Annotated in this window: 13 protein-coding genes; 1 reads left to right on the top strand and 12 read right to left on the bottom strand. The window is 32.1% G+C overall.

The window, feature by feature from the left end:
* Nucleotides 1-186: 186 nt before the first annotated feature.
* Nucleotides 187-1068: a helix-turn-helix domain-containing protein gene (locus LKE05_RS02715; RefSeq protein ID WP_308455844.1), complete on the top strand. Its 882-nt coding sequence runs from the start codon at nucleotides 187-189 to the stop codon at nucleotides 1066-1068.
* Between the two features lie 43 nt (nucleotides 1069-1111).
* Here the strand turns inward: LKE05_RS02715 and LKE05_RS02710 are convergent, their stop codons facing one another.
* The 12 genes from LKE05_RS02710 to LKE05_RS02655 all read right to left on the bottom strand — a co-directional run bounded on the left by LKE05_RS02710 (nucleotide 1112) and on the right by LKE05_RS02655 (nucleotide 17964).
* Complete coding sequence (locus LKE05_RS02710) at nucleotides 1112-1975, bottom strand: DUF5050 domain-containing protein (RefSeq protein ID WP_308455843.1); 864 nt, start codon at nucleotides 1973-1975, stop codon at nucleotides 1112-1114.
* 21 nt (nucleotides 1976-1996) lie between these two features.
* Entirely contained in the window at nucleotides 1997-2881 is an 885-nt protein-coding gene (locus LKE05_RS02705) for a hypothetical protein (protein ID WP_308455842.1), read from the bottom strand.
* 10 nt (nucleotides 2882-2891) lie between these two features.
* Nucleotides 2892-4391 (bottom strand): stalk domain-containing protein, encoded by a 1500-nt coding sequence (locus tag LKE05_RS02700; protein ID WP_308455841.1) that lies wholly within the window; start codon nucleotides 4389-4391, stop codon nucleotides 2892-2894.
* A gap of 109 nt (nucleotides 4392-4500) precedes the next feature.
* Nucleotides 4501-6126, bottom strand: a complete 1626-nt coding sequence (locus LKE05_RS02695; protein WP_308455840.1) for a hypothetical protein — start codon at nucleotides 6124-6126, stop codon at nucleotides 4501-4503.
* A gap of 24 nt (nucleotides 6127-6150) precedes the next feature.
* The gene (locus LKE05_RS02690; protein WP_308455839.1) at nucleotides 6151-7842 is read right to left on the bottom strand and encodes a protein kinase domain-containing protein; all 1692 of its coding nucleotides are present in this window, start codon (nucleotides 7840-7842) and stop codon (nucleotides 6151-6153) included.
* Nucleotides 7843-7859: 17 nt separating this feature from the next.
* Nucleotides 7860-8663 (bottom strand): hypothetical protein, encoded by an 804-nt coding sequence (locus LKE05_RS02685; protein ID WP_308455838.1) that lies wholly within the window; start codon nucleotides 8661-8663, stop codon nucleotides 7860-7862.
* 32 nt (nucleotides 8664-8695) lie between these two features.
* Entirely contained in the window at nucleotides 8696-10285 is a 1590-nt protein-coding gene (locus tag LKE05_RS02680) for a protein phosphatase 2C domain-containing protein (protein ID WP_308455837.1), read from the bottom strand.
* Nucleotides 10286-10570: 285 nt separating this feature from the next.
* Nucleotides 10571-12658 (bottom strand): S-layer homology domain-containing protein, encoded by a 2088-nt coding sequence (locus tag LKE05_RS02675; RefSeq protein WP_308455836.1) that lies wholly within the window; start codon nucleotides 12656-12658, stop codon nucleotides 10571-10573.
* A gap of 133 nt (nucleotides 12659-12791) precedes the next feature.
* Complete coding sequence (locus LKE05_RS02670; protein ID WP_308455835.1) at nucleotides 12792-14414, bottom strand: S8 family serine peptidase; 1623 nt, start codon at nucleotides 14412-14414, stop codon at nucleotides 12792-12794.
* The gene (locus tag LKE05_RS02665) at nucleotides 14415-15794 is read right to left on the bottom strand and encodes a protein kinase domain-containing protein (RefSeq protein ID WP_308455834.1); all 1380 of its coding nucleotides are present in this window, start codon (nucleotides 15792-15794) and stop codon (nucleotides 14415-14417) included.
* Between the two features lie 16 nt (nucleotides 15795-15810).
* Complete coding sequence (locus LKE05_RS02660; RefSeq protein WP_308455833.1) at nucleotides 15811-17118, bottom strand: serine/threonine protein kinase; 1308 nt, start codon at nucleotides 17116-17118, stop codon at nucleotides 15811-15813.
* A 30-nt stretch (nucleotides 17119-17148) separates the two neighbouring features.
* Nucleotides 17149-17964, bottom strand: a complete 816-nt coding sequence (locus LKE05_RS02655) for a PP2C family protein-serine/threonine phosphatase (RefSeq protein ID WP_308455832.1) — start codon at nucleotides 17962-17964, stop codon at nucleotides 17149-17151.
* Nucleotides 17965-18006: the final 42 nt, after the last annotated feature.

The raw sequence follows: 18006 nt of genomic DNA, 5'->3' as shown, positions 1-18006 counted from the left end.
TTCCCCTCCAAAAAATAAATTTTCAACAAATTAATCTTTATATATCCCGGGTTTCTTTAGTAATATTATATAGTATATTTTTTTAAAATTCAATTAACTATATTAACATCATTTGAATGTATATTAACATTTTCACATTGACTTTAATAACTGTTAATGCTATACTGAATATGCAGGAGGTACGCTATGAATCCGAGATTATATTTTGATGAAAAAACGTTAAAAAAATTAGGTGATGTATTTGTTGTAAACACATATTTCCCTATTAAAACAGTTCCCGACAGTGCCGACTATTTTTTGCTTGTATATATTGCTCATTCTAACGCCATACACAACATTGATAATACAAGCAGAAAATTAGAAGAAGGCGATGTCGTGCTAATATCGCCGAATGTAGTCAATTCATTCACCTGTACCCATAAAGATGAACTAACCATTGCATATTGTTGCGCGTTTTCCAAAAACGCATTACAATACAGCTTAAAACAGTATTCAGGCAATTTTCCGTTGCTTTCAGATTTTTTTGAGGGAAAACGCTCATATATACAAGTACACGACACACCGTCAAAAACAATACGAAATTTTATGATACAAATGATAGATAATTTTAACTATTCACAACCCGGATATTTGTTTTCAATCCGCAGTACAATAACACTGATTTTAGTTAATATGTTCAGATTGTATTCAGTTGATAAAAATAAAGCCGACGGTTTTCATTCCAATGTGGTTATAAATAACGTTACCAACTACATAAATTCAAAAATATATTCAAAGCTTTCGCTTAACGAAGTAGCCGATAAATTCGGTATCACCCCGCAACACCTTTGCCGATTGTTTAAGAAACACTTTAATATGACTTTCACTCAGTTTTCAAACAGGCAACGTGTCGATAAAATCCGTGATGAACTCGAAAATATCGACAGACCGATATATCAAACCTATGAAGAATTTGATTTCACACCTCAATATTTAAACAGTATGTTCAAAAAATATACCGGCTACTCTATCAGTGAATATAAAGCCAAATTCAACTATAAAGCCGGTAATCCGCTTTATACGATATAATAAAAAGCAACTTTTGTCATAAAAGTTGCTTTTTAACTGCATTTTATTCTGAAATGCTCAAGTCTTTAGTATTAAGAATTTTTTTGATCCCTGTTTCACTGTCTATAAATAAAAGATTTTTAGATTCAATACTTAAATTTTTACATCCTTTTTCATATATCTTTTGAGTTTCGGTACTGCTCTTATTTAATCTATATAAGCAATTTTTATCTGATGTATTGATATAATAGATATAATCTCCGATAATTTTAAATTCCGATACTTTATCTTCCGTTATATTACGTTTCTCATCATTTTTTAATGAAATATCATATAATTTATTATCTTCTTTTGCAATATAATATAAATCTGATTTATCTTTTGTCATTGCCAAAACAGATTCTTCAAGATATTTTTCTGGTGCTGAAAACATTGCTTTTTTATATACATAATTGTAGTCACCTTGGTTTATGTAATAACTAGTCGTATTAAATACAAATATAACAATGGCTATTATTATACAAACTCCTATGCCACCTAAAACACCCATTGCAACAGTTTGTCTTTTATGCTTTTTAATAGCCTTTTGTTGAAGTTCTTTATAATATTCTATTTTTTGTAATTGTTCTGTCCACTTTTTTACTTGAATTGAATCAATTCCATATATATCAATAAGTTTTTGAGTCATTCTGTTACTCTGTTCTTTATCAATTTCTACAAATTGTACAGTTTCAAGTTTTCTACTGTCTTTTTTATCTTTTAATGACTCCGTATATTCCATTTGCAAAGCCATAGTCTGATATAAATCTTGTACAGTTTCCAAATCAGAATCTTGTGTTTCATTATCTCCTTGTTTAAACATATCAAATATGTTTTCGGTTTCAACAGTATTATTGAAATAAGTATCTTTTAAATTATCATTTTCCATCAGCTTACATTCCTCTCATTTTCACACATTCATGAAATTTTGAATTAACATATTAATTATACTGATTGCAGTAACAACAGCACTAATCATAGCTACTACCTTTGTTGACGGCATAATAGTTTTTGACGCATCTTCATCAATTGTTATACAAGTATGATTTTTCTGAGAATTTTTCTTTATTAATTTTTCCATCATACTTATTGTTCTGCCTTTAGAATTTTTTTCGCCCGTCAAAGCAAATTTATTATTAGTTTTTTGATTCGACTCTTTCTCGGTAGTCATCAAAAGATGACTGCTAAGGAATTTCGGAACTGTTTTTATTGCAATTTTAAAACTATCTTTTGTGCCAATACAATCACTTACATCGGATACAATTTTACAATTATTATTCTTATCTATTTTCAATAATGTGCACTCTCCGCAATTCATAAATATAGTTCCTGCAGGATTATATACAACTATAAGAAGAGAGATTTTATATTTTTTGCTTATAGCATCTTTAAAAAATATTGAATGACAGTCTTCAGCAAATTTTCTTAACGCTTTCTTTATTGATGATATAGTTTTTCTATTCAATATTTCATCTCTGCTTTTATCTAAATATTCAAAAACCTTTCTGGATGCATTAAATGCCTCCTCATTATCACCAACACCACGACACACCGCAAAGATAGCATTATTCCCTCGGCCTTTTATATGATAGCTGTCTTTAGCAACATTCATACTTGTATAAAGACCGTTCATATAATAATTATCATAATTGGTATATTGCTTGCCGATATTTGTACACATATAGGCATCATATTCCGGACTGTATGCTTCATTGCCAAAATTATTATCTAATATATTTCTGTCTGTAGATGTTCTCAAGGAAGACATTCCATTCATACTTCCACTTAAAGCCATTTTATGCCTCCTAATTTCTCTCAATATTGATGTTAGAACCAATTTTTATATTTCCGTTATCAGAAACAGAAACAAGATCATATTTATATAAATTCTTTGTTGCGTCTGTATAATGATAAACTCTGTATGTAGAATCTGACATCTTAATTATTGATATTCTTCGTTTTACATCTTGCGATGTACTGATGCTGTAAACTTTAGAAGTTAGAGGATCGCAACAATATAAACCATATCCTTTACCTGTATTATTTATAAAATAAATCAAGTTATTATCAGTATCATAATTCAAGCTTGATACTTTTACAATATCAGTTAATTTATTTAGACTTGTGATTTTTCCTGTCAAAGAGCCTGTAACATAATTGTTTGTATATATTGAATTATCTAAAGTTATAATATCAATGCAAGGATTGTTATATTCAGAAATAACAACAGTATTATCGTTTAAACTCATAATATTTATTCTGTTAATAAGAGAATTGCCATTATAATCATTTATATAAATAATATCGTCTTCACCTGTTGAAAGATTTATTCTGTGTATCTCCTTATTATCGCCTGAATCTTCAGTCGCATCAACATAGAATATGTATGATTGTCCCTGATATTCTCTTAGTACGATATTATATGCATTGCTGCTATTACTTATATAGTGATAATTTTCGCCATCCAAATCAGACTTAAAAACACGTCCAACACCACTATTACTACTTCCGGTTCTCTCAATTCCATACAAAGTATTTTGATGTGAGATAATATTTAGAACCGTAGGATCTATGCGTTCATTTTTGGTATTATAAAAAGTTATAGTTGAAAGAGTTTTTTCTACCTCTTTTTTACAGCAAGCCTTATAATTTTCATCTACAAAATATATGTTTCTTCTTGAACGTGTTACACTGTAATAAGAATGTCCATTATCAATTTCTTCTATTACAGATGAAACAGTCTTACCATCCGATTCCAAATAAATATCAGAATATCCCAAAGTATTATCATACTCACTATAATTCAAATATGCCATTTTACTATATTTAATGACTTTATTTCCTTCTTTACCCGTTAGAAAATCCTTAGCCACATTCTCATTGCTCATAAAATATATATTGCCTGTTGATTGTGACCAATCCACTTCACCTCCTACAAGATATGCCATATATCTCATAGGGAAATACAGACTACCGTCAATATTCATTATTTTATATTCTATTTCTTCGCCATTATCCAATTTAAAAGTGAAAGGCACATTTATATTTTGGCTAAAACGACCTTTCTTAGTGACTATCGTTATACTTCCGGTTCCTATGCTTTCATATTTGAATGTATTATTACCCATATTTGAATCAACAGCATCTGCCAATCCGGCATTCTCCGCAATATATCTAAAAGGAAGATATGTACTGCCATCTATAATTTTAGCTGTAGCAATGGCACCACTCGAATCTCTCATTTGAACATAATCAAGTAATTCATCATTGATTGCACGGTATGCCATTGAGCTATTTGCTTTCATACATAAAAATAATTGATTATTCACAGCAAATGTGTTTGTACAAAAGATAATAAACAAACTTGCAATACCCAATACAAAAACTAAAATTTTTTTCATTTTTTACCCTCCATTAATTACATTTTTGAAATTCATCATTCACTTTTGCATAAATAGATCCTTCAAACACAGATAAACTACGTATTTTATCAGCACAATATAATGTTTCCGGTACAGTATTTGAAAGACTTATTTTTTTTATTTCATTTTGAATATCAGGAACAATAGTTACATAATAAAAACAATCATTAATATCGTCATAACTAATAAACCTTATCTTTTCTACATTTTCTGAATCAATAACGTTGCTTATGTTATTACCGTCAAAGCTTGCTATTTTAACAGTTCCTTTTTCCCAATCGTTATACGCTATACTGTTTTTCCCTATTGAAAAATAATCAATATTCTTCAAAGGACTTCCGTCAACATCTATTGTCTGTACTTCACCTGTTTGCAAATTAAGCTTATAAAGTGTATATTCCGCATTGGAATCAACATAGTATATATTTAAACTTCGTATATTTTTTTCAATATCAAACATCATAATGCCATTAGATTCTGTAATCTTCCGAAAATTGTCAGCCTTAATTTTGTATGTGTATACCCCATTATCGCCTTCAAAGATTTCTGTAGATAAGTTTGCTGAAAAAAGATATCCTGATACCTCATTTTCTTCACCTATAGCCAAACCATAAAGCATATTTTGATAAACGGTCATTTTATCAATTTTAACATCTACTTTATTCCCGTCAACATCATAAACATCTAAGTTATGACTGAGGTTATTATCGTCTGACATATCAATATAATGCACTTTTTGATTTGCATCGCTATAAAAAGTCAAATTATAATTGTTACTTGCAGAATGAACCTTCTCATTAACTTTACCGCTTAACGATATTACCGTATTTTCATTATCATCATTAAGTACAGCATCTGAATATGTTATATAATTGTTTGTAAATTTTCTCGAATTTATCTTTGAAAAATATTTTTCTCCGTATTCTTTTGTACTTGAAATTATTATACTTGAAGTATTATTATCCCAAGACAAGCTACATAGTTTTTCTTTTTCAAAATATCTCAAAGGAAAATAGGATACTCCGCTGTCACTTACTTTTAGTGCATCAAATTCACTGTCATTATAATCGATAATTTCACCCGCAGTAATTGTCCTTGTAATACCGTTTACATTAAAAGATATATTAAAAGACGATGTATTGCTCCACATATATTCTTTATTATCAAGTGTTTCTTTCTTTCCTGTGGCATCCGAAAAACCTAATATTTCCTCAAAAACATATCTAAAAGGCAGATATGTGATACCGTCATATATTTGCGGAGCTACTGCAACCGCATTACTTGCAATCATAGGTAAATATTCTATTTTATCGTTCTTTTCTATGTAAGCAAATTCTGATTCGTTTTTCATACACCAGAAAAAATCTTCTTCCTGCGCAACTATCGATTCCGCTGTAGGTAACGGAGTAACTTCAACTTCTGGTGCATTTTCTTCTGTTGCATTTTCTTCTGTTGCATTTTCTTCTGTTGCTTCTGTAGGTATTATAGTTTCTTCAACAATGCTTTCAGAACTTTTTTCATCTGTAAACGATACATTATTTTCATCCGCACAAGCACTAAAACTTGCTATAATTGTAGAAATTAAAAGTGACAATATAATACTAATTACTTTTTTCAAGATATTCCCCTCCAATTTATCTATTTATTTTTTAGAAATACTGTTTACGTCAATTTCTTCAAACCTTGAAAGGTTTGCCAACCACACTTCGAGACTGCCGTTTTTATTTTTTAATTCACCGCAATTTTCTTGAATAAGGCATTGCAATCCCTCACCGTTTTTATTAATTCTGTATAAATCACCTGTAGGTGAATTATCCGTAAAATATATGTAATCTCCTATTACAACGTCATAATGACATTCTTTATCACATAAAGCTGTTTCTTTGCCTGTCCATATATTAACTTTATATAACTTTTTGCCATCTTTTCTGTCACTAAAGAATACCTCATTTCCGTCTAAATTCACATACGATGCAGAGTTATCAGTTAATTTTCTTGCAGGTAAGAATAAATATTTTGCGTATAATTTATAATCATCCGACTCATTAGGATAAAAAGTTGCTGTTTTAGGATATAAAAATACCAGAGTTGTTCCTAAAACTACTAAAACACACAGCAAAATAATCAACAGACGTTTCATATACTTTACCTTACGTTCTTCTTCGTTCATATCGCGCTCTGCTATGCCTCTTCCTGTATATACACCCTCAATAAACTGACTTTCCTTTGTGTTATTGCCAAATTTTTGCAACAAATCTTTAAATGCTCCAACTGTATCACGAAGTATATTCTTTTGTGGTATTTCTATATGATGTATAGTCATAGTTTGGTTATTATCAAACTTTTCTTCCCACCATTCATCATCTTTAAAACTTCTTTTAGGATAAGGAATTATAGTATCAAGTTCTTCTGCACTCATCTCGTTTTCGGCATCCTCTAAATCCTTTATAAGCATATCTATATTTCTATATCTGTTGTTAGGGTTAAATTGACAACATTTTAATACTATATTTGCAATTTTATTTGTTGCATATTTAGGCGGTGGTAGCTGTTTACCCATCATTCGCATATTATATGCTGTTCTTTCATCTACTTCCGAAGAATAGAATGGAGGCTTATTTTCATTTAACAACATATACAAAACAATACCTAAAGAATATATGTCAACAGTTTCATCATAGCTTTCGTTATTTTTTATTTCCGGAGCCATATAGTGCGGAGTTCCTACTCCCTCTGTTTTCTTACTAAGTCCGCCACTATCGATATTTGCCACGCCGAAATCACCAATTTTAATTTTACCGTCGGCACCTATAAACAAATTATCTTCTTTTATATCTCTGTGTATAATTCCTTCTGTATGGCAAGCTTTCAAACCATATGCAGTTTCATATGCAATTTGCATTACCTTTTTTAACGAAAAATCTTCATGTGATAAGAAACGCTTTAATGGCAAAGCCAATTCCATTAAAATTATAATATGCGAATATATACCGGACTGTACCAACATATGATTATACATTTTTACGATGTTTTGACTACCTAAAATATTCAAATTACCCAGTCTACTCATTGATTTTATTTCATTTTCAAATCGAGACGCCATTTCACGAGATAAATTTTCTATTGCATTTTCATCATCTCCGTAAATGTCCCTCAATTTTTCTTCCAATTCCGGATTAGGCAATGAAATAACTTTTACCGCACAATCCTTTCCGGTGTCAACTCTAACTCCATTATATACAATACCGTATTTTCCACGTCCGATTTCTCTGTCTATTTCAACCCCTAAATTTTCATGAATTGTTGTATCTACAATTTTTATATTTGTTTGCATTATATCTCCTCCATATTTTATCGTTCACTTCCAAGGTCAGCACCTGTATATCCTCCGCCTGATGATTCACTTGATGAACTTGCTTCTGAATAAGAAGAATTGCTGTTTGAATATGAATCATCACTATAAGAAGAACTTCTGCCAGAATACGAATTGCTCCCCGATGAACTATAATTATTAGAATATGAACTACCGCTTGATGAACTACTTCTTGAAGATTTGCTACTTGATGATGAACTGCTTTGACTCTCGCTGTTGCTTTTTGTCTGTTTACTCTCTTCATTCGCTTTTTTATTCTTTTCTGCCTCTGCTGCAGTTTGTTTTATTTTCTCTTGCTCTTCATTATATTGCTTTACCAAAGTCTCTAACTCACTCTTCAATTTTTCACATTTGTTTTTACTTTGCTTTATTGCTTGATATTTACTATTTTGGATTAACTGTTCTTCGCGATTAGCAACAGAGAGTGCCGGTGAATTGTATATGCCCTCTGCCTCACTTCCAAATTCTTTTGCCTTTGTTTTTAAGTTCTGAGCCTCTGAAAGCAATTCTGCTTTTTTTGCCTTAATCGCATCATTAACATCCAATGTATCTGAACATAATTTTATATATGAATCACATATATCATTAACCTGCAAAGTTTTTCTAATATCAGCCATTACTGTGTCCAATTTCTGTTGTTCTTCTAATTCTATCGCAATCTCTTCCGGTGTTTTTCCTTGTGAGCGAATTTCAGGCTTATACACTGTAGTAATAACTGATAGTATAATCGCCAGTATTGCTATAGTTACAGAAAAGATTTTCAATTTTTTATTAATCTCCATAAAATACAAACCCCTTAATTTTTAATATTGTATTATTCGCCACCTAGTCCGTCATATGAAGACTTTCCAATACTTTGTTCTGTTTGACTATCGCCGGAAGTATCTTCACTTTCACTTACAGATGTGCCAATGTCACTTGACGCACCGTTTTCGCTCGACGTATTATTTTTGTGAGTTGATGTATTATTATTTGAAGTTGAACCGTTTGAGCGGCTGCCGGAAGTACTTTGCTTAACCGATCCACTTGAATTAGAACTTGATGATCCTGATGATGTTGTTGAATTTTTAACAGGTGCTTGACTGTCGCCTTTATTACCGTTATTACTTTGACTTTGACTTTGGCTATGTCGATTTGCTTCTTCATTGCGTTTATGCCAATCATCTAATGCATTATTCAGCTCTGCTTTCTTTCCTTCGCATAAATCTATATTTTTCTGAATATCATTACTGTTTATTAAATTTGTTATATCATTCTTCTTAGTCTGCTCATCGCTTTCACTGTTGTTGACAATATCATCATACTTTTTCTTTACATCTTCTATTGAAACATTAAGAGCTTGAATAGCGTCTTTGAATTCTTTATTTTTTCCTGCTACATTATTATCAGATTCATCAACGGTATTTGTATAATCATCATAACTTTTGGCATTATTAATTGCATTGTCAATATACTGATTCATCTTTTCACATGCTTCAGACAAATCTTTTGCATTTTTTATATCATTGCTTAAATCGTTTAGCGATATTCCGGATGTTTGACTTCTGTATACGTTAAAGCAACCCAAACCTGCACCAACTAATACCGCTGCAATTATTATACAAATAGTCAACTTATTCTTTAATACAGCATTAAATTTATTAACAGGTTCTGCATCAACAATCAAAACCGTAATGTTATCACGGCCACCGTTTTTCTTTGCAGTTTCAACAAGTTTATTCGCCGCATTTATATTATTTTTTTCTTCTATCAGAATGTCCCTTATCATCGAATCATCTACCATATCGGTTAATCCGTCTGAACACAATAAAAATCTTTTCTTTAATCCTAAATTTATTTTTTTGGCTGATACATCCGGATAGACATTTCCGTATTGATATGACATACCCAAAAATCGTGTTAATGCGTGTTTATTATCAGCGTCGGTATGATCTATGGTAAGTTGCTGTAACTTTTCATTTTCTAATTCATATACTCGACTGTCACCTATATTTATCGCATATGCACCATCTTTAAGAAAATATATTCCCGTCAAAGTAGTTCCCATAGATTTAAGCTCCGGTTTTTCTTCTGTAGTATTATAAATGCTATCATTGATCGAAGATATAAACGACTTCATAACATTGGATACATCTTTTTCGAATTTTATTTTATCTGTTATTGAGTTATAATTTTTTTGCACTTGATGAGTTGCTATATATGATGCAACTTCACCGGCACTGTGTCCACCCATACCGTCACATACGCAAAAAAACGCTTTTTCATTCACAAATTCACCATTACATGAATATATGTTATTCTTTGGATTTCGATTTTCTTCACCAAATACAAAAAAGTTATCCTCATTATTTTTCCTTAAATTTCCGACATCTGAAATTAATGAGTATTTATATCTTATTTTCATATACCATATCCCCTTACTTAATTTGCATTAAATAAATATTACATATATTAAATATTTGCATTATTGATTACATTTCCATTATAACACATTTACATTATAATTGCAACTATATTTTAATTGCAATTATAACTATATTTTATAAAATTTATTTTATACTTTCAGATTATCATGTAAATGACGTGCTTTCAACACTTCTGCATAATTAACGTATTTTTTGACATATTTAGCATCAAAAAAACTCATTACAATGTATTTGCATCGTAATGAGTTTTTTAGGTAGCATTATTAATTTTTAGCCGCGTTATAAAGCATAACTGCAACATCAATGCGTTTAACATCTGTGCCTAATCTGCTTGATGTTACATTATCAAACAAATTATACTTTTGAGCAGCGGACATAAAGCCGTCGGGATATTGAGTTTTACTGTTTGCATATCCGTATGCACTTGTCAATATTTTAACCGCCTGTTCCACGGTAATATGATTATCCGGTGCAAATTTATTATCACCGATACCATGTATTATATCTGCTTTTACGCACGCATTTACATATTTACTGCTCCAATGATATTTTGTATCTGTAAATGTGCTATTCTCACCAACATTATACCCCATCATTCTGCATATAACCGCAGCAAATTCTGCTCTGGTTATGGTTGCGTCAGGTCTGAATGTATTATTTTCATAGCCTGTCATAATATCATTGCTTATAGTGTAATTTACTGCATTTTTCTGACCGTTATTAAGATAAGATGTATCAGAAAAATCCTCTGCTTTTTCTGCCGGTGCATAGCTGACAAGCTGATATTCACGAGTCATAGAAACCCCATTATTTCCGTTTGCAACCACTCTTAAATCATGCGTCCCCTTTATGTCGCTTAGTTGTACGGTATAAGCTATTTCGTTTGTTGATTTAACGAGTTCACCGTCAAGATAATATTCAACATTTACCCAATCCGATCCGTATATATGCGGATATGCGTACAGTGTTGTATCTCCGTTCATCGTTATTGTACTGCCCGCCTTTTTTAAGAATTGTCCGGCGCTGTTTGTATTATTATTTTGTATAAACCACGGTGACTCTGTTACATCATTATATGCGTTTTGAAGTTCGCTGTCTCCGTCGAGATTATAGTAATTCACCTCATAATTCATTTTAGCGTTAAAATACGCTATAAGCTTTACTTGAGGATATACCATAGGAATGAATGTATATATTTGTTTTAAATATTTTGCCGCCCATTCACTGTCGGTCTCATTTATATCACCGTTAGTTCTGTATGCACTTCCACATTCAGAAATCATTATAGGTTTTCGACCGCCGTATTTTTCAACAGCATCCTTTATCATCACAACAGGATCGGAACTGTATCCTGTTTTAAAGTAAACTTCATTATACCTGCTTTCTCCCTGCCATACTCTGCCTTGGAAATACTTACTTGCATAACAATTCACGCCTACCCAATCAACATATTCGTCACCGGGATAGAAGTCATCAGCCGTATAAGGCCAATCGTTTGTTTTCCATGAAGATGTGTGCGCCATACTCCAAACAGTAGCAACGTTAGACAATCCGCTCACACTGTTTGCAACAGCTTTGAATGCAGATACAAATTCATCGGGTGTACATTTATCACCCCAAACATTAAATTCAGCACCTATTCTCAAATAAATCGGCACGTTTTTGTAACTTGACAGCATAGAGCGTAAATTCGATAAAAAAGAATCCGAACTGTTTATATTTCTTGCCGTTGTGCCTTCCTGTGGAAAGTTTAGAGCAATTTCTACCGCTTTGTTTTGTGTTTCTGCTTTATCAAGCATCGCACGCGTCCAACCGAATGTACTTTCATCACCGTATTCCAAATACAGCAATGTCATTGATTCATTACTTTTTGCCTGATCTGCCACTTGTCCGTATAAAACACCGTTCGGCTCATTTTTCGCACCATACACCTTTTGCGATTGTTCCGTAGCTTGATATACGTCAAATGTATTTGTAAATTGCTTAACGCAATTTTCTGCAATAATTACGCCGTCAGTCCACCCTAATTGCTTACCGTATGGAATATACATTTCAAAATACTTCGCCGCATTTGTATAATCACCGTTCATAAAATAGGCAAATGCAACATCATATGTTCTTGAGCCTAAAATATTTATTGTCTGCTCATTCTTTGGCTCTGATGATATTAAATTGATAATTTGTACTCCGTAATTTATCGTTTCATCATAATTTTTGCTGCTTGTTGCATTTGAATAACCAGCGTCCAAGCCCCAAAATGCGTGCGGCAATTCATATGCCATTACGCTTAAATTACTTGAGATTATCAGACCTATCATCGCAATTAATATTATGCTTATTCTTCTTTTCAATTAACATCACTCCCAAGATTATTTTATATTCAGTATATCATACTAACAATAAATTTACAATTATCACTCTATGTTTTTTAACAACAAAAGCCACTGTTTACATTTTAGCAGCGGCTTTCACTCTTAATATTTATTATTGTAATATAATATAGTCTTTATACGAATATCCGCTGATTCCGTTATACTCTACCCAACACCAATTTCCGGACATTCTGTCCGGATACACTGTACAACTTGCACCTTCAGGAATTGCTCCTATAGGATAATCTTTACTTGGTCTGCTGTTAATTGCAAGTGAACCGTCTGTATTGAATACATATGCCGTATATGTTCTTTCTGTTGCGTTGCTTGCGGTTGTAAATGATTTTACATCTCCACACGTTTCATTACCGTTTTGTATTCCGTATACTTTGTAATAATATGTAGTTCCGGCGTTCAAATATTGTCCCGCCTCACTGTTTAAGTCATACCATATATCAAACGGATTTTTGTTGTGGCTGATAGTATCTCTTGCAACCTTGTTCATATTATTCGGCGATGTTCCGAAATATAATCCGACTTCACTCGGACGTGTACCCGAATATGCCGCTGTACCTCTGACGGTTGCATTATTTGATGTAACCGAATCCGCCCCGCCTGTTGATATTGACAAACCGGAATTATCTGATTCTGTTGTAAATGAGCTAATTGAACCTCTGACTTCTTTTCCGTTCTGTATTGCATAACACTGATAATAATAAGTTCTACCCGCTGATAGATATTGTCCTGCCTCACTATTCAAATCATACCACATATCAAACGGATTTTTATTGTGGTTTATCTTATCACTTGCTACTTTATTCAAATTGTTTGAATCATTGCCAAAATAAATTCCGACTTCACTTGGGCGTGTACCTAAATATGAAATTTTTCCGTATACAGTTGCATTTGTTTGTGAAATCTTTTTTGCCTCAAGTGTATTTACTGTTATATTATTTTCAACAGGTGTCTTTGAAACCAAATTTTCTAAATTCGGTATTCCTGCACCGTAATATGCACTACTACCGAGATTGCTTGCTGAAGATTTCATCGCATTTATAGCATCTGTTGATGAATAATTTGGATTAGCACTTCTGATAAGCGCCAACACGCCTGCAATATGTGGTGACGCCATTGATGTTCCGTTCATCGTAACAGTACTACCACCTCTTGCCGCACCACCTATTTTAACTCCCGTTGCCGCAATATCAATTATTCCGTTTCCATAATTACTAAATTTTGCTTTTTGATTATTGTCTGCTACCGCGGCAACAGTTACTACTCCATTTATACAAGCCGGTGAAAAGAATTTCTTTGATATATCAACATTATCATTTCCTGCAGCTGCTACCACTGTTACACCGTGTGAAAATTCCATTCTAATCAAAATGTCGTATCCGATTCCGTCTTCGTGCTGTTTTATATCGTGGTCTTCATACGAAACTATATTGCTATTTCCTTTTAATGATGACATAAGCTGAAATTCCTGCATTAATTTCTTGGTTATTTCACCATAATAATCTGACACGCTTTGCTCATCACCCAAGCTTTCTTTCAATGAATCCACTTCTGTTTTAGAATTCGGTACACTTATTATTTTTAATACGGAGATATATTTACCGCTTATGTCCTCTCGTTCGATGCGAAATACCTTTCCGTAGCTACCCTCGCCTAACAATTCTTTTATGTACCACTTTCCATCTATCGGCTCATACCTTTTATAATAATTTACTTCCATTTATTCCGCTCCTTTGTTTCTATATTTATTATTCATTTGTGATTTCTGACATAAAAATACAAAAACTGCTATACTGCCAAAGAGTGTTAAATACAACCATTGCCAATGACCGCTTTTTCCGACATCATGCAGTCTGCGCGTGGTAAGTGCAATATTGGGAATTAATATAGCCAAACACATTATAAATAATAGTATATTTAAAACAGGTAATATATCTGATAGTATATTTACAATATTTAAGATTATAAAGTTAATCAATACGATCTTCCAATAATTTATTCTACTTATACAACCCTTAAAATCAAAATATCCTGTCCAAAATTCCTTATATATATCTATGATATTTTGTGTTTTTTCTGTTTTATTTATGATTTTTTCTTCCGATTGTTGTACACTTTCCTTTTTAATACCAAAATCAAATAACCCTACTGTTTCATCATAACTATCATAATCATTTTCTTCAGATGTATACAGAAGATTTTCCAATTCTTCTCGCATTTGTTTCGGACTGCTGTATCTGTCTTTTAAATCATAAGCACACGCCTTTAATATTATTCTTGCCAATTTTTCATCACAATTTATCGGCTTTGGAATACCAGCATTACTCATTCGTTCTTTCAGTGCATTTTCTAAGTCCTGATATGTTCTTTCTTTCCTGAACGGTTCAAGATTGTTATTTAAAAATTTATACATCACAATTCCCAAAGAATATATATCCACACTCGAATCATATTCTTCACCTCTGTATATCTCAGGTGCCATATATGTATATGTTCCTTTTCTTGACAGTCCGATATTGGTTTTATCCAACACTCTCGCAACACCAAAATCACCGAGTTTAAATTCACCTATATCCGAAACAAAAATATTACTTGGCTTTATATCACGATGTATAATGTTATATTTACCGCAAACCTCCAATGCCTTACATATGTCTATCCCGAGCTTTATAATATCTTGCTGTGTCGGTGCATTATCAGTAAAATATTGTACTATCGGTATAAGTAATTCCATTCGGATAAAAATATCCCAACCAAATTCACCGTCTTGCTTTTCAATCACATTATGATCTTCATAACTTACAATATTACTGTTTCCACGAAGTTTAGACATTAATTGAAATTCCTTTATACAATCATCAACTAACCCACTATAAAACGAAGTAATGCTTTTATTATCTATATCGTAATTCTCTTCTTTTAATCTTTGTAATTCCTCCGATGATTGAGGAATTGATATTATTTTGAGTGCTGATTTAATATCAGGTATGTTCTTTCGGGCAATCTCAAAAACAGTGCCAAATGCACCGTTGCCTAATTTCTTTGTTATTAACCATTTTCCGTCTATCGGTTCATATTTTTTGTAATAATTTATGTCCATACTGACCCCCTAAATATTAAAATTTATCCATATCATCTAACGATTTCATTCTATAGTTTTGAGAAATTTCGTTTAAATCATATTTTCTGTTTTCTCCATGATTTTTCGTTACTTTTTTTATTTTCTTTAATTCATCCTTGTCTTTACCAAATGTTCGCATTTTATACGTTCCGCATATTTCACTGACTATTTCTTTACAACTTTTGTTTGTATTATTGGTTATGTTTGACTTTTCAGGAACATTATCATATACAACATTATTTTGAACATTAGATGTTGATTCTGTATTTGAATTTAAGTAATAATCAAAAAGTCCAACCGTTTCTTCATTTTTATCAAATTCATCATTTTCGATTAAATTATAATTATCATAAGAATTCGCAGTATCTTCTATTATATGTTTTTCTTTGTCCTGTATACGATTTAACGCATCATACATTTCTGACGGTGATTTATATCGTTCATTAGGATTAAAGCTACATGCTTTTAGTATAACCTTCGACAAATCCTCACTTGCCTGACACGGATTAGGCAAGCCATCTCCTTTCATTCTTCGCATTAACGCATTTTCTTTTTGTTCAAACGTAAAACGCTCCGGAGGAGTCGGCAAAAATGGTTCACGATTATAATTCAGTAATTGATACATAACCATTCCCAACGAATATATATCAACACTTGCACCACTTTTTTCACCCTTATACAGTTCCGGCGCCATATATGTATACATTCCTGCCTTTGTCATAACAGTTTCGATACTTTTCATCGTTTTCGCCACACCAAAGTCACCTAATTTAAAAGAACCGCTCTGTGATACGAATATGTTTTCGGGCTTTATATCTCTATGCACAATTTCATATTGCTGACATATTTCTAACGCTTTACATATATCTATTCCAAGCCGTATAACATCTTTCTCGTCAATCCCATTTTCAAAATATTCAGATAACGGTGTAAGAAGTTCCATTCTTATCAAAATATCATAACCGATTCCGTCCTCGTGAGGCTCTATATTATGATCTTCATAAGATACAATGTTACTGTTACCTTTTAACTTCGCCATTAAATTAAATTCGTTTAACAGCTTTCCTGCTATATCTTTATAATACTCCTTAACACTTTGTTCATCACGCAAGCTTGCTCTCATTGTCGATATTTCTGTTTTTGATTGAGGAATTGTAATAGCTTTTAAGGCGGCACTTTTTTTACCACTGATATCTTCACGTTCAATTCTAAAGACTTTTCCGTAACTGCCCTCACCGAGTAATTCTTTTATGTACCATTTTCCGTCTATCGGCTCATATTTCTTGTAATAACTTTCTTCCATTACCATCACCCTACTATTGTCAACAATACTTTAAACAAAATGCTTTTTTACTTTCTTCCAAACAGTTTCTTTTGGCTCTGCATTTTTTATAACGCCTACTGTTATATTATCTTTACCACCCATCTGTAAAGCGGAATTTACTAATGTTTCTGCCATCTGTTCAGCAGACATTTTGCTATTTAATATATTCTTAATATCATCATTACGAATCATGTCCGTAAGACCATCACTGCAAATCAAAAATATATCTCCTCTTTTAATATCTATAACATCAGATATATACGGAGATATAACCAATTCATCGTTTGGTATTCCCAAATGTTGAGTCAATATATGACGATTGCTGTATGACTGCACATCTTCTTCCTTAATCATACCCATTTTCAACATTTGTGCAACTTGCGTGTGATCTTCCGACAGCTGTGTCAATTTTTTATTACGCATAAGATACGTTCTGCTGTCGCCAATGTTATAGCTGATAGCTTTTTCATCTTTTATATATATAAGTGCAATCGTCGTTCCGGACTTTACACCATTATTTTCAAATCTCAAATCACAAATTCTTGAATTCACCATATCAAAATATTTTTCGTGATATTCATTAAAATCCTTTTCTTTAAAATTATTTAATTCCTCTACTGATATAAGCGACGCTTTTTCGCCGAATTCTTCGCCACCCATACCATCACAGACAGCAAAAATTCCACCTCTATAAACAAAATCTTTTTTTCTGTATCGAAGTTCCTCCGGTGTTCTCTTATAAGTTCCGCAAATAAAAAAATTGTCCTCATTATTCGTTCTTATTTTTCCACTATCTGTAATAAAACAGCAATCAAGTTTAAGCATAAAATACTCCTTATTCCTAATATTACGGCAGCACAATAATAA

The organism is Hominilimicola fabiformis, assembly GCF_020687385.1.
In the GTDB taxonomy this organism is placed as follows: Bacteria; Bacillota; Clostridia; order UBA1381; family UBA1381; genus Hominilimicola; species Hominilimicola fabiformis.
Note: the sequence above shows the minus strand (reverse complement) of the source record. Positions and strands in the feature narration are given on the sequence as shown.

What these genes read in the sequence shown, in the direction of transcription:
- LKE05_RS02710 (WP_308455843.1), bottom strand. Translation starts at nt 1,975, where the DNA reads ATGGAAAATGATAATTTAAAAGATACTTATTTCAATAATACTGTTGAA.
- LKE05_RS02670 (WP_308455835.1), bottom strand. Translation starts at nt 14,414, where the DNA reads ATGGAAGTAAATTATTATAAAAGGTATGAGCCGATAGATGGAAAGTGG.
- LKE05_RS02665 (WP_308455834.1), bottom strand. Translation starts at nt 15,794, where the DNA reads ATGGACATAAATTATTACAAAAAATATGAACCGATAGACGGAAAATGG.
- LKE05_RS02685 (WP_308455838.1), bottom strand. Translation starts at nt 8,663, where the DNA reads ATGGAGATTAATAAAAAATTGAAAATCTTTTCTGTAACTATAGCAATA.
- LKE05_RS02680 (WP_308455837.1), bottom strand. Translation starts at nt 10,285, where the DNA reads ATGAAAATAAGATATAAATACTCATTAATTTCAGATGTCGGAAATTTA.
- LKE05_RS02715 (WP_308455844.1), top strand. Translation starts at nt 187, where the DNA reads ATGAATCCGAGATTATATTTTGATGAAAAAACGTTAAAAAAATTAGGT.
- LKE05_RS02660 (WP_308455833.1), bottom strand. Translation starts at nt 17,118, where the DNA reads ATGGAAGAAAGTTATTACAAGAAATATGAGCCGATAGACGGAAAATGG.
- LKE05_RS02705 (WP_308455842.1), bottom strand. Translation starts at nt 2,881, where the DNA reads ATGGCTTTAAGTGGAAGTATGAATGGAATGTCTTCCTTGAGAACATCT.
- LKE05_RS02690 (WP_308455839.1), bottom strand. Translation starts at nt 7,842, where the DNA reads ATGCAAACAAATATAAAAATTGTAGATACAACAATTCATGAAAATTTA.
- LKE05_RS02700 (WP_308455841.1), bottom strand. Translation starts at nt 4,391, where the DNA reads ATGAAAGCAAATAGCTCAATGGCATACCGTGCAATCAATGATGAATTA.
- LKE05_RS02655 (WP_308455832.1), bottom strand. Translation starts at nt 17,964, where the DNA reads ATGCTTAAACTTGATTGCTGTTTTATTACAGATAGTGGAAAAATAAGA.